The sequence below is a fragment of the Pedobacter humicola genome, from assembly GCF_056490705.1.
In genome coordinates this window covers 333,788-356,687 of the sequence record NZ_JBWJIG010000002.1, presented here as the reverse complement: position 1 = coordinate 356,687, position 22,900 = coordinate 333,788, and the positions used below count along the sequence as shown (strand labels likewise).

The 22,900-nt window shown below is 40.1% G+C and carries 17 protein-coding genes, 1 tRNA gene and 1 pseudogene; 10 read left to right on the top strand and 9 right to left on the bottom strand.

The annotated features are described in order from the left end of the window. The first annotated feature begins 27 nt into the window (after positions 1 to 27). On the top strand, positions 28 to 1,020 hold the full coding sequence (locus AC04Q1_RS05070; RefSeq protein WP_478362432.1) for a metallophosphoesterase family protein: 993 nt from the start codon (positions 28 to 30) through the stop codon (positions 1,018 to 1,020). 82 nt (positions 1,021 to 1,102) lie between these two features. Here AC04Q1_RS05070 and AC04Q1_RS05065 read toward each other — a convergent pair whose 3' ends face one another. Then, positions 1,103 to 1,801 (bottom strand): phosphonatase-like hydrolase, encoded by a 699-nt coding sequence (locus AC04Q1_RS05065; protein WP_478362431.1) that lies wholly within the window; start codon positions 1,799 to 1,801, stop codon positions 1,103 to 1,105. 213 nt (positions 1,802 to 2,014) lie between these two features. Between AC04Q1_RS05065 and AC04Q1_RS05060 the strand changes: the two genes are divergently transcribed. The 3 genes from AC04Q1_RS05060 (at position 2,015) to AC04Q1_RS05050 (ending at position 4,748) form a co-directional block, all read left to right on the top strand. Further along, positions 2,015 to 3,100 (top strand): zinc-binding dehydrogenase, encoded by a 1,086-nt coding sequence (locus AC04Q1_RS05060; RefSeq protein WP_478362430.1) that lies wholly within the window; start codon positions 2,015 to 2,017, stop codon positions 3,098 to 3,100. After that, positions 3,087 to 4,337, top strand: a complete 1,251-nt coding sequence (locus AC04Q1_RS05055) for an MFS transporter (RefSeq protein ID WP_478362428.1) — start codon at positions 3,087 to 3,089, stop codon at positions 4,335 to 4,337. Before AC04Q1_RS05060 ends, AC04Q1_RS05055 begins: the two co-directional genes overlap by 14 nt. Positions 4,338 to 4,406: 69 nt before the next feature. Further along, the gene (locus AC04Q1_RS05050; RefSeq protein ID WP_478362426.1) at positions 4,407 to 4,748 is read left to right on the top strand and encodes a hypothetical protein; all 342 of its coding nucleotides are present in this window, start codon (positions 4,407 to 4,409) and stop codon (positions 4,746 to 4,748) included. A gap of 254 nt (positions 4,749 to 5,002) precedes the next feature. On the opposite strand, the gene AC04Q1_RS05045 is transcribed toward AC04Q1_RS05050, so the two are convergent. Next, the gene (locus AC04Q1_RS05045; RefSeq protein WP_478362424.1) at positions 5,003 to 6,211 is read right to left on the bottom strand and encodes a GAF domain-containing sensor histidine kinase; all 1,209 of its coding nucleotides are present in this window, start codon (positions 6,209 to 6,211) and stop codon (positions 5,003 to 5,005) included. A gap of 129 nt (positions 6,212 to 6,340) precedes the next feature. On the opposite strand from AC04Q1_RS05045, the gene AC04Q1_RS05040 reads away from it, so the two are divergent. The 4 genes from AC04Q1_RS05040 to AC04Q1_RS05025 all read left to right on the top strand — a co-directional run bounded on the left by AC04Q1_RS05040 (position 6,341) and on the right by AC04Q1_RS05025 (position 11,243). Continuing rightward, positions 6,341 to 6,706, top strand: coding sequence for a response regulator transcription factor (locus AC04Q1_RS05040; RefSeq protein WP_478362422.1), 366 nt, complete (start codon positions 6,341 to 6,343; stop codon positions 6,704 to 6,706). Beyond that, positions 6,706 to 7,758, top strand: coding sequence for a HEAT repeat domain-containing protein (locus AC04Q1_RS05035; RefSeq protein ID WP_478362420.1), 1,053 nt, complete (start codon positions 6,706 to 6,708; stop codon positions 7,756 to 7,758). The genes AC04Q1_RS05040 and AC04Q1_RS05035 overlap by 1 nt, the downstream gene beginning before the upstream one ends. A gap of 116 nt (positions 7,759 to 7,874) precedes the next feature. Next, on the top strand, positions 7,875 to 9,182 hold the full coding sequence (locus AC04Q1_RS05030) for a glycosyltransferase family 2 protein (RefSeq protein WP_478362418.1): 1,308 nt from the start codon (positions 7,875 to 7,877) through the stop codon (positions 9,180 to 9,182). Between the two features lie 6 nt (positions 9,183 to 9,188). Then, entirely contained in the window at positions 9,189 to 11,243 is a 2,055-nt protein-coding gene (locus tag AC04Q1_RS05025; protein ID WP_478362416.1) for an LTA synthase family protein, read from the top strand. 11 nt (positions 11,244 to 11,254) lie between these two features. On the opposite strand, the gene AC04Q1_RS05020 is transcribed toward AC04Q1_RS05025, so the two are convergent. From AC04Q1_RS05020 to AC04Q1_RS05010, 3 genes are all read right to left on the bottom strand, one after another. Beyond that, positions 11,255 to 12,403, bottom strand: coding sequence for a hypothetical protein (locus AC04Q1_RS05020; RefSeq protein WP_478362414.1), 1,149 nt, complete (start codon positions 12,401 to 12,403; stop codon positions 11,255 to 11,257). After that, the gene (locus AC04Q1_RS05015; protein ID WP_478362412.1) at positions 12,403 to 13,635 is read right to left on the bottom strand and encodes a YaiO family outer membrane beta-barrel protein; all 1,233 of its coding nucleotides are present in this window, start codon (positions 13,633 to 13,635) and stop codon (positions 12,403 to 12,405) included. The genes AC04Q1_RS05020 and AC04Q1_RS05015 overlap by 1 nt, the downstream gene beginning before the upstream one ends. Before the next feature lie 387 nt (positions 13,636 to 14,022). Next, entirely contained in the window at positions 14,023 to 15,246 is a 1,224-nt protein-coding gene (locus AC04Q1_RS05010; RefSeq protein ID WP_478362410.1) for an ATP-binding protein, read from the bottom strand. Positions 15,247 to 16,109: 863 nt separating this feature from the next. Between AC04Q1_RS05010 and AC04Q1_RS05005 the strand changes: the two genes are divergently transcribed. Continuing rightward, complete coding sequence (locus tag AC04Q1_RS05005) at positions 16,110 to 16,940, top strand: type IV toxin-antitoxin system AbiEi family antitoxin domain-containing protein (RefSeq protein WP_478362408.1); 831 nt, start codon at positions 16,110 to 16,112, stop codon at positions 16,938 to 16,940. Positions 16,941 to 17,033: 93 nt separating this feature from the next. Further along, positions 17,034 to 17,744, top strand: a pseudogene (locus AC04Q1_RS05000) (nucleotidyl transferase AbiEii/AbiGii toxin family protein). A 360-nt stretch (positions 17,745 to 18,104) separates the two neighbouring features. Here the strand turns inward: AC04Q1_RS05000 and AC04Q1_RS04995 are convergent. The 4 genes from AC04Q1_RS04995 to AC04Q1_RS04980 form a co-directional block, all read right to left on the bottom strand. Next, a tRNA-Ser gene (locus AC04Q1_RS04995) sits at positions 18,105 to 18,191 on the bottom strand. A gap of 172 nt (positions 18,192 to 18,363) precedes the next feature. Beyond that, complete coding sequence (locus AC04Q1_RS04990; protein ID WP_478362406.1) at positions 18,364 to 18,810, bottom strand: DoxX family protein; 447 nt, start codon at positions 18,808 to 18,810, stop codon at positions 18,364 to 18,366. Positions 18,811 to 18,879: 69 nt separating this feature from the next. Continuing rightward, complete coding sequence (locus tag AC04Q1_RS04985; RefSeq protein ID WP_478362405.1) at positions 18,880 to 19,704, bottom strand: response regulator transcription factor; 825 nt, start codon at positions 19,702 to 19,704, stop codon at positions 18,880 to 18,882. Next, positions 19,689 to 22,862, bottom strand: coding sequence for a ligand-binding sensor domain-containing protein (locus tag AC04Q1_RS04980; RefSeq protein ID WP_478362403.1), 3,174 nt, complete (start codon positions 22,860 to 22,862; stop codon positions 19,689 to 19,691). Before AC04Q1_RS04980 ends, AC04Q1_RS04985 begins: the two co-directional genes overlap by 16 nt. Positions 22,863 to 22,900 lie beyond the last annotated feature (38 nt).

Genomic DNA, 22,900 nt, shown 5'->3' with positions numbered 1-22,900 from the left:
CTTATTCAAAAATACCATTAGCAAATAATGAAAAACCTAAATAGAAGAGAGTTTATCGGTGTTATGCTTGCCACAGGTATTGTGCTACAAATTCCGGACACAGCGCTTGCCATGTTCCCGCCAAAAGCAAAACCAATCAAGGTAGGTGTGATTACGGATCTGCATCAGGATGTGATACACAATGGGCGCGAACGTTTGGAGGTTTTTTTAGATCACTGCAAAAAGGTTAATCCCGATGCGATAATGCAAATGGGCGACTTTGCCTATCCAAATGAAAAAAATAAGGAACTAATTAATCTTTTTAATGATGCACACAAGGAAACGTTACATGTGATCGGTAACCACGATACCGATTCGGGACATACCAAAGCGGAGTGCATCAGTTACTGGAAAATGCCTGCCAGGTTTTATACCAAAGAAGTAAATGGTATATGTTTTATTGTATTAGACGGAAATGACAAAGGGTCGCCAAAACACAAGGGAGGTTATCCGGCCTATATTAACGATGAACAAAAAAACTGGTTACAACAACAATTGAAAGAGATCGACAAACCCATTATTGTAGTAAGTCACCAGCCACTTGCCGGTGCCCTTGCCGTTGATAATGCTGACGAAATACAGGAAATACTGAGCTCGGCAGCTGATAAGGTTTTATTGGCGATAAATGGTCACACCCATATCGATTGCCAGTTACAGATCAAAAACATCAATTATGTTCACATCAATTCGGCCTCGTACTTTTGGGTTGGTGGTAAATATAAACATAATAGTTATCCGGAAGCAGTACACCAAAGCCATCCATGGATATCGAGTACATGCCCTTATCAGGATGCCTTATTTACTACCCTAAACATCGATCCTGTTTTAGGCATTATACACATCGACGGTAAAAAAAGCAGTTGGGTTGGTCTGTCTCCCAAAGCATTGAATTACATCGACGAAAGCGGGTTACTGCCTGACAAAGAAATTGTACCGGTTATCGGGAAAAGAAAAATCGTCAGCGCTGCAAAGAAAAAGTGAAAGAATAGGTGGGTATGGGAGCCCAACAAGAAATATGCTGGCTTTATTCGCCAGCATATTCATATAAATGTGTAAGTCGCGATTATGCAGTTGCAGTGGCTCCGGTGATGATGGTGAAGATCTCCAATAATTGATTAATTACTGCATCTGGTTTTGCTTCTTCCAGCTGTTGTTTGGTATGTGCACCAGTAGTAATACCAATGCTAAGACCACAGCCTGCATTCTGGCCTTCTTCAATGTCAATGCTCGAATCGCCAACTTTTACTACCGATTTGCTGTCTGTAATTCCATGCTGTTTCATGGCCAGCAAAATCATATCTGGTTCAGGTCTGTTTTGGTTAACATCTGATGCGGTAATCAGTGTATCAAAGTCAACACCTGCTTTCCAACCTAACCGATCAAGAATAGATTGTGCTGTAGAGCGGTCGTAACCAGTATTCAGCACCGAAATGATTTGCTTTTCGCGGAGTTTTCTAAAAAGTTCAGTTGCACCAGGCTGTGGTAAAATTTCTTCCGTTTCGTAGGCCAGTTTTAATTTACCGATAAATTCATTATAAATCTCGCCAACGGTGGTTTCGTCGAAAGTACCTTCATATGTTTTTAGAACAGACCTGATGGCTTCTCTTTTTTCTTTTCCGGCTGCTACAGCCAGCACCTGATCGAGATTGTATGAGAAACCAGCAGCATTTATAGCATTCATTAACGTTTTGTATACGAGGTTGTTCTCGTTTACCGTGGTACCAGCCATGTCGAATACGACCATTTTAATTTCAGGGTACATTCTGTTTTTTTTAAAGTAAGATAATTAATTTTAAACTCTTTCGTCAAAGATACTACATGTAGTATTGCTAAACAAATGTTTAGCAATAGTTAACATTTAAGTTAACATTTGTTTACATTTGCTAAACATTAAAAGCCCATTTTTGCTTTACGATCTGGATCGCACCAAAATATTAGGCACAGTAATCAAATTGACTCAACAGAAAAAGAATATATGAAAAAAGCAACCCTCATTGTTTTCAATGGAGCGGGAAAAGCCCTAGAGGAAATGGAAACTCCCATCCCTGAATTACAGCCCGGCGAAATCCTGATTGAAAATCTTTACACTACAATCTGCGGTAGCGACCTGCATACTTTTTGCGGTTTGCGCAATGAGGCTGTGCCTACGGTACTGGGGCATGAAATTGTAGGTGAAATTGTTGGTTTTCATACAGCGCATAGCAAAATGGATTATTTGGGAAATCCGCTTAAGATTGGTGACCGGGTAACCTGGAGCATATTTTCTTCGAACGCCAATTCTGCTAAGGCAAGGGCGGGCATGCCACAAAAATCGGATGGCTTATTTAAATATGGCCATGCTACCGTAACGGAAACCGATGCGTTGCATGGCGGCCTTTCTACACATTGTATATTAAAAAATGGCACTACAGTGCTGAAAATCAGTAAAGAGATTCCCTTAAAAGTTGCAGCGACCATTAATTGTGCAGTAGCTACGGTTGCCGGAGCCATACGGCTTTCAGGAAGTCTTCGGGGTAAAAAGGTACTGATCTCGGGCGTAGGCTTATTGGGCGTGGTATGCGCCGCTATGTGTAGTGCCGATGGTGCACAGGAAATACATGTTGCGGATGTAAACGAAGCACGTTTACAACTGGCTACATCCTTTGGTGCAAATGTTCAACACTTATTAACTGATCATCCCCAGCTTCCGGATGGTATTGATGTAGCTTTTGATATGAGTGGATCGCCCGATGCCATGGAAAGCGGATTGGCAGCCCTTACGGTTGGCGGAACAGCAGTTTGGATAGGAGCGGTATTTAAAAACCGCGAGGTACAGGTGAATGCCGAGCGTGTAGTACGGAACCTCATTACCATTAAGGGTTTGCACAACTATAACTATGAAGATTTTGTAAAAGCAGTTCAGTTTATCGAAAATAATTACACGAAATTTCCATTTGAAGAACTGGTTTCAGCAGAATTTTCATTGAGGGATGCCGAATCTGCATTTAATTATGCCGTGGCTGATAAACCGATACGGGTTGGGATAAATGTTACTAAAAAAGCCGGTGATGAACAACAATAATACCAGCAGGTTAAGGTGGAGAATGTTATTGGTCACCATGTTGTGTTACCTATTCTTTTACACCGGCAGGCACAATTTCGGTTGGGCCGTAAAAGGCATGGTTGCTTCGTTGAATATTCCTTATAGCACCATTGGATGGATCAGCTTTTGTATGTTGATTGGTTATGCGGTTGGGCAGTTAATCAATGGCAACCTTGCTGATAAACTAAGTCCTAAACTGATGATTGCAACGGGTGCTTATTTATCTATTCTGACCAATATTGCCATCAGTTTTTCAAACACGGCTACCATGATTATGATCCTGTGGGGACTTAATGGTTTCTTTCAGTCGATGGCCTGGGCACCAGGGGCAAAACTGATCAATAACTGGTGGGATGAGCATGAACGGGGCAAGGCCTTTGGTTTTTACACCATGGCTGCGGGATTATCGTCGGCAGTTACCTACCTCATTTCTATAGTGTTGCTCCAGCAGGGTATTGAATGGCGGATGCTGTTCCGCCTGCCTGTATTGTTATTGTTGGTTACGGCAACCATACTTTTAATTGTTGCAAAAGATCAACCTGAAGACAGCGAAAGTACCAAAAACCTGCGACCTGTAGATGTGGGATCAGATTGGCTGGATCGTTATAGGGAAGCTTTCAGAAATAAAAAGTTTCTGCTTACCTCATTGTCATTCGGCTTCGAAAGTATGGCCCGTTATGGGCTTATATTTTGGGTTCCGGTACATTTTCTGGGTAAAAACTGGAAAGATAACCCGGGCAATATTTGGGTAACATTTCTGCTTCCGGTTGGTATGGCCATCGGGGCACTCTGTTTTGGGGTTTTATCCGATACTTTGTTTAAGGGGAACAGGTTAAAAGCCATAGTGGTGGGCATGGCGGCAAGTGCAGTGCTTTCGCTTCTTATTTTTATCGTGCCCACACAACAGATCGCGCTCAGTAGTGTGTTGATGTTGCTAACGGGATTCTTTGTTTACGGGCCGCAAGCCTGTTATTGGCCATTGAGTCCGGATATGTTGGGGAACAGGTTAACCGGTACAGGTGTAGGGATTATGAATATGTGCGGTTATCTTTTTGCGGCCATTGGCGAACCGTTTCTGGGTTATGTAATCGATATTACCGGCAATAGCAACAATATTTTTATCGTAACCGCAATAGCCTGTATATTATCGGCTTCGATTGCCTTTTTTGTAGCCAGGATGGGAAATAAGACACGGGTTAAACCTGCTTTAGCTTAAACACAAGGCTGTATAATAGGTGTTGGAAATAAGCCTGTGGCAGATTTTGCTGCAGGTATTAAAAGATTTTTGAGAAATAATATGAGTTTAAAGGGGATAAGCAAAGCAACGGTAGCAAATATGATCGGTCTGCTCAATCAGTTGGAAGAACTGGAAGGGATCATTGGTAATGATCCTAAAGGTTGCGATCAGATCAGGGACCTTAGGATAGATTTAATTGAAACCTATCAAAAATACGAATGTATGGTACGCGAAATTACGGAGCAGATTGGTGTTTATCAGGATCTTTATGGTAAAATAAGGTTTAGGTTTGTGCCCGAAAAACTGAAATCGCTCAGACGGGCCATTCCACAAGATAGTTACGAGTTTGTGCTGTTAAAAGAAAGTATCCAGAAAAGCCACCTGATCTAAATGTTTAATGTGTACCCTTCCGGTAAATGTTTTGCAGGAGGCAACCATATTTTGTTGTTGCTGAAAAGGATTCAGTAGAAATATAGTCCATTCTAGAAAGCTTAATGCTTGTTTTTCGAGTTGTGAAATTAAGTTTTTATAAACGAAAAACGCCTGAACCTTACGGTTCCAGGCTTTCTATAGCTTTTGATCCCTTTTAGTGATTCTCCCAAGAATCCTTAAGGGATTAGTCTAAACGCTGATTTCGTCTCAATTTATGTGATAGGCAAAGTTACGATGAACCGTGTGCCTTTTTGTCCATCAGAATCGATTTCAAGTTTACCTTTTAGCACATCAATAAGATGTTTGACCATCAAAAGACCGAAGCCATATCCCTGCTCTCCGTTGCTTCCCGAAGAAGAATTTTTTTCACCATAAAGTATCATGTGTATGGCATCAACACTTAGGCCTGGTCCGGTATCCGAAACGGCAATAACAAGGTTTTTACTTGCCAACTCTATTTTAAGCTCGAGATCCACAGTAACTATCCCCGCTACAGGAGTGAATTTGATCGCATTAGAAATCAGGTTGCCCGCTATTTGTAATAGTTTGTTTTTTGCAAAAGGGATTTGGTGGTTTGCCGAGCTGATTTTAACGTTAAAATAAATGTCTTTGTTCCTGGCCTGTGGCCGGTAAAGTACATCAAGTTTTTCCTGTAATACCGATAGGTTAAACTCATCATTGGAGAGTGCGCTGCTTTTCTGATAATCTGTTGTCAGGATTTCATCTGCAAGGGTAAGCAGTGATTTACTGCTTTTCTGAATCATATTGATTAGATCAAGGAGATCATTCAGTTGGTTTTTGTCTCCACGTTCACTGATTACTTCTGCAATGCCAATAATTCCCGATAAGGGACCACGAATATCATGGGCAATTTTGAAATTATTTTGGTTGGAATCTGTAAGCCTGTTTTTCAGTTCCTTTACCACTTTAATTGTATTGAGCCTGTTCACGATCTCATTGGCAATCAGCCTGAGCAATTCTATTTTCTCAGGACTGAGTTTCCTTACATTTCTGTCGAGCACGCAGAGCGCTCCAATATTGCTTCCTTCTACGGTAGTTAAGGGTAATCCGAAATAATATCGCAGGCTTAAGGGCGGGTTTACAAAGGCCTTATCCCGGAGGCGGTCATCAAGTGTCAGGTTTTCCACTTCAAAAAAATCATTGTTCATGATGGTATACTGACAGGTCGATTCCTCACGGGGCGTTTGTGATATATTTTCAAGTCCAAAACTGGATATAGACCAGGTGGTATAACTATCGATGAGGTTAACCACAGAGATTTCAGAATCCGAAACCCTGGCTGCCAGTTCGGTCAGATCCTTGAAGTGTTCATTTAAGTTAGAATAGTCCAGGTCGAAATCTGATAAGCTTATAAGCCTTTCAAATTCATTGCTCGGAATTGGATTAAGTTGGGAAGACATATTAATTTTAGGATTCAGATAGCTGATTTTCTGTTAGGGTAAATATTTTTAACGCATGTAAATATAGGATTTATGAGAATGCTCTTCTCATCTGTATGAAATTTTTATATCTTCGGACAAAATCCCGATATGAAAATTATAATCGCTGAGGACGATGAACTGATGCTTAAAACCATCCATCTCCGTCTCCTTAAAGATGGTCATGAGGTTTTTTGCTGCAGCAACGGATTAGAAGCATTGGAGCAAATTGAACGATTGAGACCTGATCTGATCATTTCTGATATTATGATGCCTTTTGTGACCGGACTGGAGATTGTAGGAACTGTCAAGCAAAGTTATAGTCCCGAAATACCAATCATTATCCTTTCCGGAATGGGGCAAGAAGAAGTAGTTTTAGAGGCCTTCCAGTTGGGGGCCGATGATTATATAACGAAGCCTTTCAGCCCAAGCGAACTATCTGTCAGGGTAAAAAGGTTCGCCCTGCGAATGAAGTAATGAACTATTTTATTTTTATCTCTTTAGGTTTTTTCACCATTGCCCTGGTCCTTATTTTATATGTACTTTCGAGTGCAACGATAAAGAAATCAAGACGCAGAAAACGGGCGAAGTGGAAAAATATGTGTGATCTCGTGGTCAGGAATGCCATCTTTTCCGAATCCCGACAGCCGAACGAACCCATCAGGATTACGTTAAGGATGCAAAAGCTTTTGGGCAACCGAAACTTCAGAAAGCTATTAACACATCGACTTCTGGTTGCCCGGAAAAATATTCTTGGCCCTTCATCCTTACCCCTAAAGCACCTCTACCTTCAGCTGGGATTAGACCAGTACGCTTTGAAACAATTGAGGGGACCTCACTGGCATCGTAAGGCCATGGCACTGCAAGAAATAGGTTTAATGGATTTAAAGGACTTATTAGCCAAAATTTACCGGTATAGTAATCATAAAAATGAGTTGGTTCGTGGCGAAGCACAAGTAGCCATCATCAAACTATATGGTTTTGAAGGTTTGCGGTTTTTGGATGTGATATCCTATCAGCTTACTTCCTGGCAGCAGATCAAATTACTCAATGAGCTTTCATTGCTTCCTGCTGAAAATTTTAATGGAATTGAGAAATGGATGCAGTCTACCAATTGGAGTGTTGTGTTGTTTTCGCTTAAACTGGCAGGCACTTACAGGCGCTTTGAACTGTATTCATATGTTCTACCTCATTTAGAAAGCCCCGAGGAAAATATCCGGTTAGAGGCTATCAATTGTCTGCGCAAATGGGAATCTGAGGAAAGCATGAAATATCTTCTTATGTTTTTTCCACAGGAAACCCTTACAAATCAATTGGCCATTGCAAGGGCATTTCAATTCATCGCCACCAGGGAAGATATCCCGCAATTGATCGAACTCCTGTCAACTCCTCATAATGAGCTAAGACGTAGCTTAATAAGATCAATTGCTAAAATCGATATGGATACATTCAGAAATTTAAAGCAGGCTGAGATGACTGATAGCGTTTTATTGTCGATCATTCAGCAGGTGGAGGGAGAGCAGGTATGAGCTGGCAGAATATATTGACCGACTTTTTTAGCTATGGCTTATTGGCCTATTCCGTCTTGCTCATTTCATCTTATCTCTTTATAGCTTTATATTCTATTGGAGAGGTTAGGACCTATATGTTCAAGAATAGATTTACCGATTACCGGCTTCTGGCCAGTTCAGATCAGGCACCCGGTATCAGTATTTTGGCCCCGGCTTACAATGAGGGTGCCAATATTGTAGAAAATGTACGTTCTCTGCTTTCTATCCATTATGCAAATCTCGAACTCATTATCATTAATGATGGTAGTAAAGATGAATCATTGGCAAAACTTATTGAAGCTTATGATCTGAAAAAAATTGATTATTTTATTAATGAACAAATCCATACTAAATCTGTAAGGGGTATCTACAAAAGTAAAAAAAGCATATTTAAAAAGCTTATCGTCGTAGATAAAGAAAATGGGGGTAAAGCAGATGCGCTGAATGTGGGGATAAATGTTGCACAGAAAGATTACATTGTTTGTATTGATGTAGATTGTATTCTGGAGCAGGATGCCTTGCTCAAACTTGCCAAACCCTTTCTGGAAAACACGAAAAAGAGGGTTATAGCAACAGGTGGCGTTGTCCGCATTGCCAATAGCTGTGAAGTTAAGGGTGGGAAACTGGTTAAGGTGAACTTGCCTGAATCTTTTCTTCCGAGGGTACAGACTTTAGAGTATATCCGTTCCTTTCTGTTGGGCCGTATGGCATGGTCGCGGTTAAATGGCCTGCTCTTAATATCTGGCGCATTTGGCGCTTTCGATCGGGAAATAGCAATTAAAGCCGGAGGATACGACCATAAAACGGTAGGGGAAGATATGGAGCTTGTGGTGAGGATGAGAAGATATATGGAAGAACTCCGCATACCCTATGTGGTGAGCTTTATTCCCGATCCATTATGCTGGACAGAAGCTCCCGCTTCCTTTAAGATTTTGGGCCGACAGCGTAACCGTTGGACCAGGGGAACAATTGAAACACTTAACATCCACAGAAAAATGTTCTTCAATCCCAGATACCATATACTTGGCATGTTGAGCTATCCCTATTGGTTCTTTTTCGAGTTCCTGTCTCCCATTCTAGAGTTTTTTGGTTTTGCATTTTTTATTTTATTTTGCATATTGGGTTTAACGCAATGGAAATTCTTTCTATCGTTATTTCTTCTGGTTTTCAGTTTTGGTTTTCTATACTCGGTATTTGCCATATTTATGGAAGTGTTGACTTATAATCAATATAAGCGGCGTAAAGATATTCTCCGGCTTATTTTCACAGCTTTTACTGAAGCATTTGTTTTTCATCCTTTTGTAGTATGGTCGGCGATAATGGGGAATATCGATTTGTTGAGAAAAAAGAACTCCTGGGGAGAAATGACCAGGGCAGGCTTTACTGTTGCAAAAAAAAAGTAATCATTCATGAATAAAAGAGATATTATTGAGCGTTTGCCCACCCGCAAAATCATGGATTCTGCCACGAAATTTTTTCCTTTGATGTTAACATGGGTGTTACTGGTCATGTTAATATGTATTTTAGAACAGGTAATAAGCGGTTTATCAAATGGTTTTTCTCATGAGCCCGGACTGGTTTTCCGGAGTATGGTGAACAGTGTTTTATTTGCGGTTTCTTCCTCAGTAATCACTTATCCTACTTTCTTTATACTTTATCTTATCTCTGAAAAAATTGCATCGGCTATAGCCATTTCGGTACTGGTTATCTGTACAATGATTTCGTTATTACTTGTATTTTACTTCAATACTGCACTAGTGCCTTTGGGGGCAGATTTATATAGCTATTCTTTAAAAGATATTTTGCAAACTACAGCCTCATCGGGGGTTGTCAGTGCAAAAAGTATTATCGGTTTTTTGCTGTTCCTGACTTTTATTTTTCTGCTATTACGGTACTTTTTACCTCGTATCAAGATAGGTAGAAAAGCCGCTGCTATCATGCTTTGCACATTGATATTACTTGTTCTCATCATTCCCAAAGGACGTACAACGGTAAATGGCTTTTCTTCTGAATATGCAAATAACCTGGCCACCAATAAATTGGAATATTTCCTGTCTTCTAGTAACAGGTATTTTTTTGATGAGGAAGAAGAAACCGATATTTATGCCGATCGCTACATTGGTGATTATGGTGAACAGTCCAATACGACTTTCCAATTCTCTTATATTGATCCTGCTGGTTATCCATTTTTGCACGCTCCTGGCGACAGGGAGGTGTTAGGGTCATTTTTTAATGCTGGTAAACCCCTCCCCAATATTGTGTTTATTATAGTTGAGGGCCTTGGAAGGGCCTTTAGTAATGATGATGCTTATTTAGGTAGTTTTACCCCCTTCATTGATTCGCTCTCTACCAAGAGCCTCTACTGGCCAAATTTTTTGAGTGCGGGAGGACGAACCTTTGCGGTATTGCCTTCGTTAATGGGATCGCTTCCTTTTGGAAAAGCAGGTTTTCTGGATATGGGCGAACGTATGCCACCTCATCTTTCTCTTTATTCGATTTTAAAACACAACGGTTACCATACTTCTTTTTATTATGGCGGGGATGCAGAATTTGATAACATGAAGCTGTTTCTTCGTTATAATGAAGTTGATGAGATAAGAGACGAAGCAACCTTTCCGGTAGGATACACCCGTTTACCACAACAGGCCAACGGTTTTTCCTGGGGATATACTGACGACCAATTATTCAAGTATTATTTGAATACGCGCAGTCCGAAACCTGACAACCACCCTGAACTGAATGTGATATTGACGGTATCTACCCATGATCCCTTTTTACTTAATAATCAGCAAAAATATCTTGATCTTTTCGAGAAACGGATGCAGACCCTTGGTTTTTCAGAAGATAAAAAAGAGGTTTACCGCCATTATAAACTTCAATATTCCAGTATTCTCTACCTTAATGACTCACTCGAACGCTTTTTTGCGGATTACCGGAAGAGGGCTGATTTTGCCAATACGATATTTGTAATAACTGGTGATCACCGTATGCCGGAGATTCCAATGTCTACTAAGATCGACCGCTATCACGTGCCGCTTTTGATTTATTCGCCACAGCTGAAGCGGACATCCCGAATGGAATCTATATCAACTCATTTTGATGTTGCGCCGAGTTTATTGAGCTATTTAAAACAACACTACCAAATTCAAACTCCTGACCCGGTTTCCTGGATGGGGTCGGGGCTCGATACTTCCGTAAGCTTCCGGAATATTCACGCCTACCCCTTAATTCAGACCAAAACGGACCAGTTGGATTTTATTATGGATGAATACCATCTGAACGGACAGCAGCTTTTTAAACTGGATAATAAAATGCAGGAAACGCCTGTAGAGGATGAGTTGCATTCTGGCCGTTTAAGAAAGGGTTTTGAGGATTTTAGAAAACGAAACAGTGTTGTACAACCCGGCAAACAAGCGATTTTGCCAGATTCACTGATCAAAAAATACAGGTCACAGAAAAAATAATAAAAGATTTTTTAGTGTTTGTATGAAGTTAAAATCTCAGTTAACATAGGCCGGTAAAAGTTCCAGAAGAAGTTTTTGCGATCCATGGTATCTGAAGTGTCGTAAAATAAAAAACTAAACCAACTGATGCCCTTAAAGTAAGACGAGGTAATTGATATCGGGTTATCGCAAAAGTCGCCGGAAAAATAAAAGAAGCGGTAATCGTTTCCCTGGTGGCTAATTACAGCGGGAAAGTTGTTGGGGATATGATACCGCTGTAACTCCCTGGCGCCTTCCTTGTTGGTGGAAATGTTGAATGTTGACACAACATGGTTAACTTTGGTATCCGGTACGATCACGTCAAACCAAAAAGGGTATCTGATCCGTTCGGGAACATCATACTTTTTTTGGCCTTCGATACCCGTTTCAATGTGTGGTACGGGATCTGAAAGGTGGACCTTGTCTTCTAAGATCACAACTTCTCCCCCGTCATTAACAAACGCAATCCCCGACCGTGAAAATTTCCAAAATTTATGGTGTGTAGACTGATAGTTTCTGATCAGCCATTTGGGAAGTTCCTTGTTCACTAATGTATCAAGACTACTAAAATACCTGGCCGTCCAGCCTGTCCAGTGCATACTAAACAGTTTTTCAAATTTTACTCTGTTTTCTACATAAGTAGGGGAACCAATCGTATTGTACTCGGTGATGATCAGTTTATGTTTTTTTTTCATAAACTCCAGAAAGGATAAGTCCTGAGTGCTTAAGCCCCCATAAATTAAAGAATTTGGAATTGTTTTTTGTGTCTTATTATGCCAGTCGTCTTGGTAAATACCATAGGTGTCGGTAAAATAAACAGCATTGGCGTCGGTACTCAATTGCTCCAGCTGCGGAAGGGTAAAGCGTTCGAGTCCCTTGATCTGGTATTTATCCTGGCTTTTTGGGAAAAAGCCAAAATAGTCATTCGAAATTTTATATGGTAACCGGGTTGTTTTCGTGAATTTTTCATGATTGAGAATCCAGGTGAGAGAAACATGTTCCTGTCCCGCTTTATTTAGCACGGTTTTGTCTATTATGGCAACAACAAGTTTACTTTTGGGAATTATAGCCCAAATGATAAACATTATTATAGGAATAAGAAAAACAGCTGTAATACCCCAAAGGATCCTTCTTTTCTTCATTAAAATCTTCTGATATATCCAAGACCAATATCTAACTGATTCCCTTTGGTATCCCGCAGATATTCCTGGTTGTCTAATCCAACTTTAATGTTGAGAATGTTTAAACGTTTAATGGACATGCGGTAGGAAAGGGAAATATTATTTGATTTGAGCTTGTAGTTTTGCGCGCCTATCAATACATTGTTCCGCTGATCATCAGGAGAAACACCCGTACCCAATGCAATGCTCAGATAATCATCTGCCCCCCCTAAATAATACCGGGTAGTGAGTGAAAACGACTGGGAAATAGATTCATTTGATGGGGTGAGATAGGTTCTGAAATTAAACCAGAAATTTTTATAATACTTTCCAACCGAAGCGGTGTATATCCAGACATTGTCAGAAAAACGGAGGAACCTAAAGCCTGCCTCTGCTTCAAAACTTAAAGGAAGACTGGCAAAAAGGGAAACTCCGGCCCTATACCGGGCAAATACGCCATTGTTGCCACCATAACCCAAATTCACATAAGTCTGTAAGTTGGAAGATATTCTCGGGTAAGCATCTATTTCAAACTGGGTTCCGTTGTTGTTAAAGCGATTAGCATAATTAAACCTTCCGGTAATTGAACCCAGTTTGGTTTGCCTGGTGTAGTCTAAATAGGAGAGGTGCCATGGCTGGTCAAACTGTTTGTCAAAATAGACAAAGTCGTAACCAATTCCAATTTTGTTTAGTGCACTATGATCTTTAATTCTCATGGCCAGCGCTCTGGCCTCGGTATTAGATGGGTTTTTCTTTATGAAATTGCTCAGCAATTCATCTGCTTCAGCCCATTTTTTCTCATTATCCAGAATCTTTGCCTTTAATAACAATAGCTCTTGCGCTTCGGGATTCTGAGCCAGGCCATTATTAACTACCTGTAGTGCTTCAACATTGTTATCGTTCCAATATTCCAGGTTGCCCAGTGCTAAATAGGCATCCATAAATTTTGGTGTTTGTTTGATAACGGTTTTTAAAGTTGTTCTGGCACTATCGGTTTTTTTGCTCCAGGTGTACAAACGACCCAAAAAGACACGTATCTCTGAGTATTCAGGGTTTTTTTCAAGGGCAATCTTACTCAGCTGAATTGCTTTTGCATAGTCCTTGTTCTCAAATGCAGCGTTACGGGCCTGTGTATAAATGTCATCAGCAGATTGTGCACATAACGTGAATGGTAGAATAAGGAAGGTGAGCAATACCTGGAGTTTGCGATACATGGTACGGTGTTAAATAAAACTCAAAGTTAATCAAATAACTAAAAGATGAAAATGTCAAATATAGCCAAAAAGCTATAACAAAATGTTTTATTAAGCGTATCGACCATAGCATCTTTGGAGCTAACTATTGGTCTCAAACAGTTCTACTGCATTTTTGAGTTATTCCTTGGTGAGTCATTTCAATTTTTCGTTTTACTCGCCGAATCACCCTTCAGGACTCTGATGATTTAGGTATGTTTTGAGGCGCCGTAAATTGTAAAGGCCTAAAATCTTCCGATTTCAGGCTTGATCTGGGTTTTGATAGCTCAGCGGGTAGGAGGAGTTTATTAGAACACTTAAGTGGTATTTTCTTGATTTTGAAGCGTATTTACTGAAAATAATAATATTCTAAGTCTTGTAGTGCCACTTCAATAAGTATTCATGAGCAGGAATGACATGAATAACCTTTCCATTTTTTTCGAACTGATCTTTTTGTGAAATGGTGACTAAAGTTCCTTCCTTAATATTAAATAATTCCAGGGCTTCAACCATACCGTTAACTTCTCTGTCCAGATTATCTGGATTTAATTCAAAACATACCTGGATCGCCTGATGAAAAGCCCCGTTTTTAAATGCAATAAAATCACATTCCCCTTTTTCTGAAAAATAATAAATCTCTTTATAGGTTCGGCGAAGATGTAAATAAATGAGGTTTTCGAATTTACGCCCATTGTCTTCGGTAAAAGATCCTGAATTGACATTGATGAGGCCAGTATCAATTGCATATACTTTCCTCGGGTTTGCAATCTGTTTTTTTAGAGAATAACTAAACTTAGGTACAAAATGTAATAAATATGAATATTCCATATGTGACAGATATTCCAATACGGTACTGGTAGCACCTACTTCAAAAATGTTTTTAAGCTTATTACCGGATATAGGTTTTCCAACGTTTGAAATTAAATACTGAGCCAGGCGCTGAAGTGTTCTGATGTCTTTGATATTGTAACGCACTGCGATATCACGAATCAGTATGTCTTCAAAAAGATGGTTTAGGATATCGTCGGTTCTTTCTTTGATGTACTCCGGAAAGCCACCGATTTTCAGATAGTCAATTAATGATTCAGTTGAAGGCTTTATTTTCTGATGGGAAATGAATTCGTGGTAGGAAAATGGGAATAACTCTTTGGTTATGTGTCTTCCTGTAAGTTTGGTTCCTGATTCTCTACTCAATAGAGAGGCATTTGAGCCAGTAACAACAACTTTATAACCTTCATCTAATTTCTGCCGTACGTATCTTTCCCATTCGGGAATAATTTGAATTTCATCAAACATTAGCACTGAAAGGTTCTGCTCCCGAATCAAATTATCTAACCTTAAAAAATCGTTGTTTTCAAATTCATATAATCTGGGATCTTCAAAATTGAGGTATAGTGCACCAGGGTATTTACTATTTAATAATTGAACTAGCAAAGTGCTCTTTCCACATCTCCTTATGCCTGATACAATTAGGGCATGGGCTGCTAAATTTGGCAACAATGGAAGGGTGTCCCTTTTTAGCCCTATGTCCTTGTTAGCTATGTTCAGGCTTTGCGCCCGGATGATCTGGTAAAGGATATTCTGTGGTATCATAATAAAAGCATTTGACACAAAACTACAATAGTTTTGTTTACTAAACAAAGCTATTGTAGTTTCTCGACGAAAGCCCTACCCGTAAAATCAGATTTTAGCTGACAATCTGCCTGGGTAATAGTAATAAAGGCTGGTAACCTTGAAAGATTCCAAACTGATTAGATAATGGCTTAGCCTTTTAACAATGCGTAGGTGAGGAATTCAAATATTAGAATTCGCGCAAATTGATACGATTCAGAACGAAAAAAGCCTGAAATCTTATGATTCCAGGCTTTATCCAGGGGTTGATACCTCTGCGGGGAAAAAGGGAGTCCATTTGAACACTTGCGGGAACTTTTACGGATAATAAGAGATGCCTATGGAAACATGGGTCGGTTATAAATCGACGGCTAATTAAGTGTAAGTAATTTTTCCGTGTAGTCGACCAAAAACAAGGGGATATTAACTAACCCATCATCTCTTTTCAGATTCTTTAGCGAATCTCTTATCCTCACTGGCGGTTCATAAAGGCTATTATATATCGAAAGACTTTTACTACGTACATTCTCATCAGATTTCACCTCAACGGGGATAATTTCATTTTTAATCATTGATGCCATTTCTTTTTTGGGAAAACGTTTATAGCATGAGGGAGATTAGAATACCTAAAGTTCATGCAAAATCCTTATAAATAGTAAAGCCCGACAATGTTGGTCTTAAAATTGCTCTGCGGGGAGAAGGGAGTTCATTGAAACACAAGCATCCAGACTAAGGTTATCTTTTATATCTTAATTGTGACTTACAAGGTAACATTCGATATATAAAGCATAATTTTTGTAAAAATGAATTATACTTCATATCTTAGATGTTACTTGGGAGGTAACATGAAAGATATAAATGCTAAAACACTGAATAAAGAATCCGCTTCGCTGCTGGCAAAGCTGAATGAAGATGGTAAAAAAGCGTTTGTTTTGAAAGACGCGTATCAGCTGCTACCGGACAGTGACCGGGGAGCAGTCCGGAAAATGATTAGCCTGATGGTAAAGAGGCAGTTGCTGATGCGGCTGAGGGATGGTCTCTATCATATTATACCCTATGACCAGGATGGGGATAGTTTTATGCCTGACTGGCACATGCTTGGCGCCTTGCTTGCGGGAGATGCAAAATACTATATCGGCTATTATTCAGCTATGCAGTTACACAGCCTGATAACCCAGCCTGCGCTTATCGAACAGATAGTGACCAACAAACAGATAAAGCCTGCGGTGATCAGGGTGAATGGCATATCGTTCCAGTTCATCTATCACAATGACAAACGTTTTTTCGGTAGTAAAAAAACATGGGTGGATAGCTTCAATAAGGTCATCTGTTCAGACTTGGAAAAAACCATAATTGATGCCCTGTCCAAACCGGAGTATGCCGGAGGAATTACCGAAATCACCAAAGCAATATATAAGAGCAGGGATAAGTTTGACTATCAGAAGCTGTTTGATTATGCCATACGATTTGATACGTTAGCTGTTATCAAGCGACTGGGTTATCTGCTGGAGTTACTGGAAATTAATACGCCTATAATAGAAAAACTACAGGAAAAGAAAGCCACGGCATATTATCTGTTAGACCCTTCGAGACCGGAAGAAGGAAAAAGAAAAAACAGGTGGCACATTCAGGAAAACATTGACAAACAATCTATTCTATCGCCGCTTTATACATAAGAAATGATTACATCAAAAGAAATTAACAAACGGGCAAATGACAACCGGGTAAGTGATAGGCAGATCTAAAAGGACTATGTGTTGACCTAGGTTCTGATCGGGGTAACCAAGCAGAAAGCCCTTTCCCAAGCATTGGTTTTTAAAGGCGGTACAGTACTTAAAAAATGCTATTTCGAGGATTACCGGTTTTCGGAAGATTTGGATTTCACTTTGCTTAACGAGGCGTTAACACATGAGGATATGATAACCGCGTTTGAGTAAGTTTTCGATTGGGTCAAAGAGGAAACCAACATCAACCTTGAGCTTCAGGAAGCAAATGTTCATCAAGCTAGTGGAAGTTCTCAGTTTTATATTAATTATATTGGTCCGCTTGGCGGAAATCTGGGGAGCCGTGATATTAAAGTTGACATCACACGGGGAGAGGTAATGGTGTATGAACCAGAAGAACGCACCCTTTTTACCGATTACTCCGACATGGAAGACTTGGAGGTCAGGCTCCAATGCTATCCCCTGAGCGAGGTGTTAATAGAAAAAATGGCCGCTTTGATGGGCCGGACTGAGCCACGTGACTTCTATGACTTTTGGTATTTTCTTGAAATTGAAAGAATGGATCTCGATGAACACTGGGGGGCATTTGAACAAAAAGCGGCAAGGCACAAACATAATCCAGAAGAATTTTCCAGCAAAGTAATCACCAAGCAAGCCGCATTTGGAAGGGATTGGGAAAGTAAGCTCCGGCATCAGATCAATGACCTGGATAAATACGAGGATATTTTCAGGAAAACCAAAAGACATTTAAAATAAGTGTACCAATTAACAAATTTTACCGGTAATATTTATTGGATAATTAAAAACTCTGGAGGGCGACCCAATAAACACACTCTTTCGTATGCCTGTAGGTATAATTCCACTAAACTGGAATATGCTAGGGATAGTCTCTTAAATTCAGGATACCGATAAGCCTAAGATTTTTAAAGATTCTTCATTGGGGCAGAAACACGCTATCTCGAACCAGGTGTTCAAACAAGACCTCGCCTTTAGAGAGGGTACTTTTAGAACACCCTCAATTAATCCCGAATTTGAACATAAAGTATTGATAATCAAAGAAAAAGGGTTGCCATTTTTAGAGCAACCCTCTCAGGGAAATAATTGACTCCCTTCATGCGGAGAGTGGGGGATTCGAACCCGCGGACCCTTTAACAAGTCAACAGTTTTCAAGACTGCCGCAATCGACCACTCTGCCAACTCTCCGCCGCAAAAGTACAAACTTGAAGCAAATCTGCAAATGATTTCTAATTAAATTTTTTAAAAAAGTTTCTATGTGTTGTTAATCATTTAGTTAGCTGGTGAAAAAAAATAAAAAAAAGCGGATAGATAGCTTAAATGTGCTATCTATCCGCTTTTTGATGGATATTTATTACGGTCACACCGCCTGTTTGGGATAAACTTTGTCTCTGTCTACAGATAATATCCCATTCCCTTCAATAGCAAAACAGACCAATCCAACCAGCACTGAAACCGAAAACCAGAATTCTGAGTAAGGTTTAAAAATACCTCCAGACATATTGATGAAGAATACGGCACCAATGAGTATTGGTAAGTTAACCAAACAGAATATGCGGGTATGTGTGCCTAAGGTAATGGCCAGACCTCCGATAATGTGCAGCATAATGATGAGGTGTGCCAATATGCTGATGCTTACAGCAGTGCCTAAAAATGCTCCTCGCATCAAATTGCTAAAGGTTTGCATATTGATATAAAAATCAATACCCTTCCAAATTAAAATAAGGCCCAATAAGATTCTAAAATAATCTAACCATTTTGGGTGATGCTGATCGCCCCAGTTTTGGATTTTCTTTAGCATGTTCATAACTTCTATATTTTGGTTATCACAATCTACGCAAAAAATAATAGAATAACAATGCTTAACTATTTGATTTTAAGGTCTTTTTTTATCTGTGGTTTTAGTGTTTAAATAATCCGTTGGCGACATCCCAAACTGTTTGGCAAAGTTTCTTCCAAAATGTGATTGGGAACTGTAACCTACAATTTCGGAAATTTCATATATTTTCAGCATGCCCTCATTTAAAAGCTCTGCAGCTTTCTTCAATCTGGCCAGGTTGATCAGCTCGTTAGGGCTCAGGTTAGAGATGGACTTGATTTTACGGTAGAGGGTAGGGCGGCTCATATTCATCTTTTCGGCCAGATGTTCTACGTCCAAATCCTGGTTGCTGATGTTTTTGTTGATTGTATCCTGAAGTTTTTCCAAAAAAATCTCATCCGCCTTCGAATACGCAATGCTCTTGATATGCAACAGGGGCGAGCTGGAGAAGTATTCTTTGATTTTATTCCTGTTTTTGATCAGACTGGAAATCTGCACCTGAAGAAACTCTGGTGAAAATGGTTTTTCCACGTAAGCATCGGCGCCCAGTTCCAAACCTTCGATTTTGGATTGCAGTGAATTTTTTGCGGTAAGCAAAATCACAGGGATATGGCTAAATTCTAGTGTCGACTTAACTCTTGCGCAGAATTCGAAACCGTCCATTTCAGGCATCATTACATCACTGATAATGAGTTGTACTATTTCATGCTCCAAAACTTTTAAGGCCTCTACACCATTTCTGGCCTGCAGCACATGGTATTTCTCCTCCAGGTCGTCCGATATGAAATCGAGGATATCCTCATTGTCATCTACCAGTAGTACTACAGCCTTTTCGCCTTCCTGGGAATCTTTTATCACTTGCGTACCTACAATTTCTTCCATTTTCCGTTCAGATTAAACTCTATAAGTTGATGAATGGGTAGTTCCAGTACAAATATATTAAAATCGTGGTGATTAAAATCCAGATAAAGTTCGCCGTTGTGCAGCTGTGCCAACGATTTTGAGATCGAAAGTCCTATTCCTGTTCCGGCAGTGATCTCCGTTTCTTTAGCCCTGAAAAAAGGCTCAAAAATTTTCTCTTTTATTTCCGATGGAATTTTATTGCCATCATTTTTGACCAACACCCTGAATTTATCATTTTCAGCTGTTTTTCCTAAAGTGATTTCGACAGTCGTTTTTCCATATTTGATGGCATTATCAACTAGATTACTGATGATTTTATAAAAAGCCTCTACATCGATATAGGCGAGAAATGTTTTTTCAGGCAAATGGATGGCGTAGTTGATATTTCGCTGATCGGCTGCCGGTTGAAACTGGAGAAATACATCTTTGAGGATCTCCGCAATATCAGCTTTCACAAAGTTTAAGGAGAAATCGCTGGTTTCTGTTTTTCTGAAATCAAGCAACTGATTGGTCAGTTTTAATAACCTATCGGTATTTCGTCCCATAATCCGGAGGTTCTTTTCGATGGCGGGTATGGCGTCGGCCTGTTTGATCAGTTTTTCCATTGGGCCGATAATCAGCGTTAGCGGTGTTCTGATTTCATGGGCAACATTGGTGAAAAATTCGATCTTTGCCTGGTAAACTTCCTTTTGTTTTTCATGTTCAAAAACCTCCATGCGCCTGCTGTTTTTTAGGGCAATTTTTTGGTGGTAACGCGATACCAAAAAGAAAATAATCGCGCCTGCACTAATCAAATAAATAAAATAAGCAAAAGGACTTAAATAAAAAGGCGGACTGATCATGATCAGTAGTTTTACGTTTTTATTGCTCCAGGTATTGCTTCCCTCCACCAATGCTTTTACCTCAAAAGTATATTTACCAGGGGCCAGTTTCGTGAAGTATACCTTTCGGTTGGTTTTTAAATATTCCCAATCTTTATAAAGGCCACTCATTTTGTATGCATATTCCGTCATTTCGGGAGAACGGTAGCTTAACGCCGCAAAGTCGATGCTAAAAGAAGATTGGTTGTAATTAAGTTCGATGGTATCGGCATAAACAATCGATTTATCAGATACGGCATCTGCACCATTTGCGCTTTTTTCGGTGCTGTTTATCTGAAATCCGGTTAAAAATACAGGCGTTTCATACGAGGTGGTCGCCAGATCGGCCGGATTGAAACTGATCAAGCCCTTAACACTGCCAAAATAGATGCGGCCGATTTTGTCCCTGTAAGCCGAATTGTAGTTAAACTGATCCGTTAGCAATCCATTTGCTTTGCTGTAAGTTTTACTCAGGCCTGTAGCCGGATCAAAGTGGATCAGTCCTCTTGTACTGCTGATCCAGAATTTATGCGCATTATCTTCTTCTATGCGGAACAGATAGTTGCTTGGAAAACCGGTCTTTGTGCCATAACGATTAAATTGCTGTGTTTTTTGATCAAATCTGCAAAGCCCTCCACCATCGGTAGTGATCCAAATATTTTGCTTGCTATCTTCAAAAATACTATTCACCGTATTGTGGCTTAAACTTTTTGGATCGCCTGGTCTATTCCGATAATTCACTGATCCGGGTTTGGATAAATTAAAGCGGAAAACGCCGTCGTTAAAAGTACCTGCCCAGATATTGCCATCTCGATCTTCGATAACCGAATCGTAAAAAAGAAAGGGAAGCCCCCCGATAGGATCAAAATCATCGCGCTTTCGGTTGTAACGGTAAATGCCATTAATGGTGCCTACCAAAATTTCACCCGATCGCGTTTTACAGAAGGTAACAATAAAGTTGGTGCGCAGCGCATTTCCTATTCCTGCCTGATAATGTTTAATTACCTTTTCGGTTTTCAGGTCCAATACATCCAGTCCATGTTCAAAAGTTCCAATCCAGAGTTTATCACCATCAACCAGTAAACCATGAATGTTGGAATAAGCGATGCTCCCGGGTTTTCCATCCGGCAGGAAGTGTTTAAATTGTCCGGTTCTGATGTCAAGTTTGTTCAAGCCCGCATCTTCAGTCCCGATCCAGAAATTTCCGGCCTGGTCTCGGGTAATTTCCCTCACATCGCTGCCGCTGATGGAATTGGTGCCCTTTTGTGGGAAATATTTGGTGAACAATGAAGTATGGCTCGAATAGTAATTTACACCCCCAAAATAAGTGCCCGTCCAAACACCGCCCTCACGGTCATGGCAAATGGTATAAACAGCATTATCGCTTAACGAATAGTCATTATTATACTGTTTTTGGATGTGTGTAATTTTTTCCGTCGAATCGTTATAAATGTAAATCCCCGATTCTGTCGCAATCCAAAACTCATGTAAACCTGTTTTTTTAATGTCCCTTACAAAAATCGGGGTCTGATCGTCGTTCAGTCTTAAGATATTCTTTGATTGCTGGCTAAGCGGATCGAAGAGTTTTACACCCTGGTTGGTGGTGCCGATTAACAATTTGCCGTTTTCGGTTTCAACGAGCCTTGATACCCAGCCATATTCGGGCTTTTGATTCTTGCCGTTGATGTTAAAACTCTGGAAGTTATTTTCTTTGGGGTTATATTTTTCTACTGTTCCTTTTCCGGTACTGATCCATACACTGCCATTTTTTAAAACGCTAACCAACGAAGCATCAAAAGGGGCATTGCTGCCAAAAACCTCTATCTTTCTTGTGCTTTTGTGATAGCGGTATATTTTAAAGGACGAAAGGATCCATAAATTGCCTTCCTGATCACTGCCCAGGTCGATGATGCGCATCCCTTTGGTGCCTTTGATCATACTGAAACTTTCTTTTGAGGGCTGATAGCGGTAAACGCCGTCGTTGGTGCCTACCCACAGGGTTTTGTCCTGGTCGTGGTGAAGGGCATAAATCAGATCGTTCCCCAAACTGCCGGCCTTATCCGGATCATGCCGATACGTTTTAAAAGAATAACCATCAAAACGGTTGAGACCATCTTTAGTGCCAAACCACATAAAGCCGTTTCCATCCTGAACACTGCAAAAAGCCGTGTTGTTCGAGAGTCCGTTTTCTACCTGATAATGCCTGAAATAGTAAGGCTGGGCCAGGAGCAGATTGGCCGGAAACAGGAGACATAAAAGGATTAAGAGTTTTTTCAATAGATTTTTGGTCAGCAGCCTCAAATATATCAAAGAAT

Excerpts from the sequence above, each read along its gene's own strand:
- AC04Q1_RS05070 (WP_478362432.1), top strand. The coding sequence starts at position 28 with ATGAAAAACCTAAATAGAAGAGAGTTTATCGGTGTTATGCTTGCCACA.
- AC04Q1_RS05065 (WP_478362431.1), bottom strand. The coding sequence starts at position 1,801 with ATGTACCCTGAAATTAAAATGGTCGTATTCGACATGGCTGGTACCACG.
- AC04Q1_RS05060 (WP_478362430.1), top strand. The coding sequence starts at position 2,015 with ATGAAAAAAGCAACCCTCATTGTTTTCAATGGAGCGGGAAAAGCCCTA.
- AC04Q1_RS05055 (WP_478362428.1), top strand. The coding sequence starts at position 3,087 with ATGAACAACAATAATACCAGCAGGTTAAGGTGGAGAATGTTATTGGTC.
- AC04Q1_RS05045 (WP_478362424.1), bottom strand. The coding sequence starts at position 6,211 with ATGTCTTCCCAACTTAATCCAATTCCGAGCAATGAATTTGAAAGGCTT.
- AC04Q1_RS05040 (WP_478362422.1), top strand. The coding sequence starts at position 6,341 with ATGAAAATTATAATCGCTGAGGACGATGAACTGATGCTTAAAACCATC.
- AC04Q1_RS05035 (WP_478362420.1), top strand. The coding sequence starts at position 6,706 with ATGAACTATTTTATTTTTATCTCTTTAGGTTTTTTCACCATTGCCCTG.
- AC04Q1_RS05030 (WP_478362418.1), top strand. The coding sequence starts at position 7,875 with ATGTTCAAGAATAGATTTACCGATTACCGGCTTCTGGCCAGTTCAGAT.
- AC04Q1_RS05025 (WP_478362416.1), top strand. The coding sequence starts at position 9,189 with ATGAATAAAAGAGATATTATTGAGCGTTTGCCCACCCGCAAAATCATG.
- AC04Q1_RS05020 (WP_478362414.1), bottom strand. The coding sequence starts at position 12,403 with ATGAAGAAAAGAAGGATCCTTTGGGGTATTACAGCTGTTTTTCTTATT.
- AC04Q1_RS05015 (WP_478362412.1), bottom strand. The coding sequence starts at position 13,635 with ATGTATCGCAAACTCCAGGTATTGCTCACCTTCCTTATTCTACCATTC.
- AC04Q1_RS05010 (WP_478362410.1), bottom strand. The coding sequence starts at position 15,246 with ATGATACCACAGAATATCCTTTACCAGATCATCCGGGCGCAAAGCCTG.
- AC04Q1_RS05005 (WP_478362408.1), top strand. The coding sequence starts at position 16,110 with ATGAAAGATATAAATGCTAAAACACTGAATAAAGAATCCGCTTCGCTG.
- AC04Q1_RS04990 (WP_478362406.1), bottom strand. The coding sequence starts at position 18,810 with ATGAACATGCTAAAGAAAATCCAAAACTGGGGCGATCAGCATCACCCA.
- AC04Q1_RS04985 (WP_478362405.1), bottom strand. The coding sequence starts at position 19,704 with ATGGAAGAAATTGTAGGTACGCAAGTGATAAAAGATTCCCAGGAAGGC.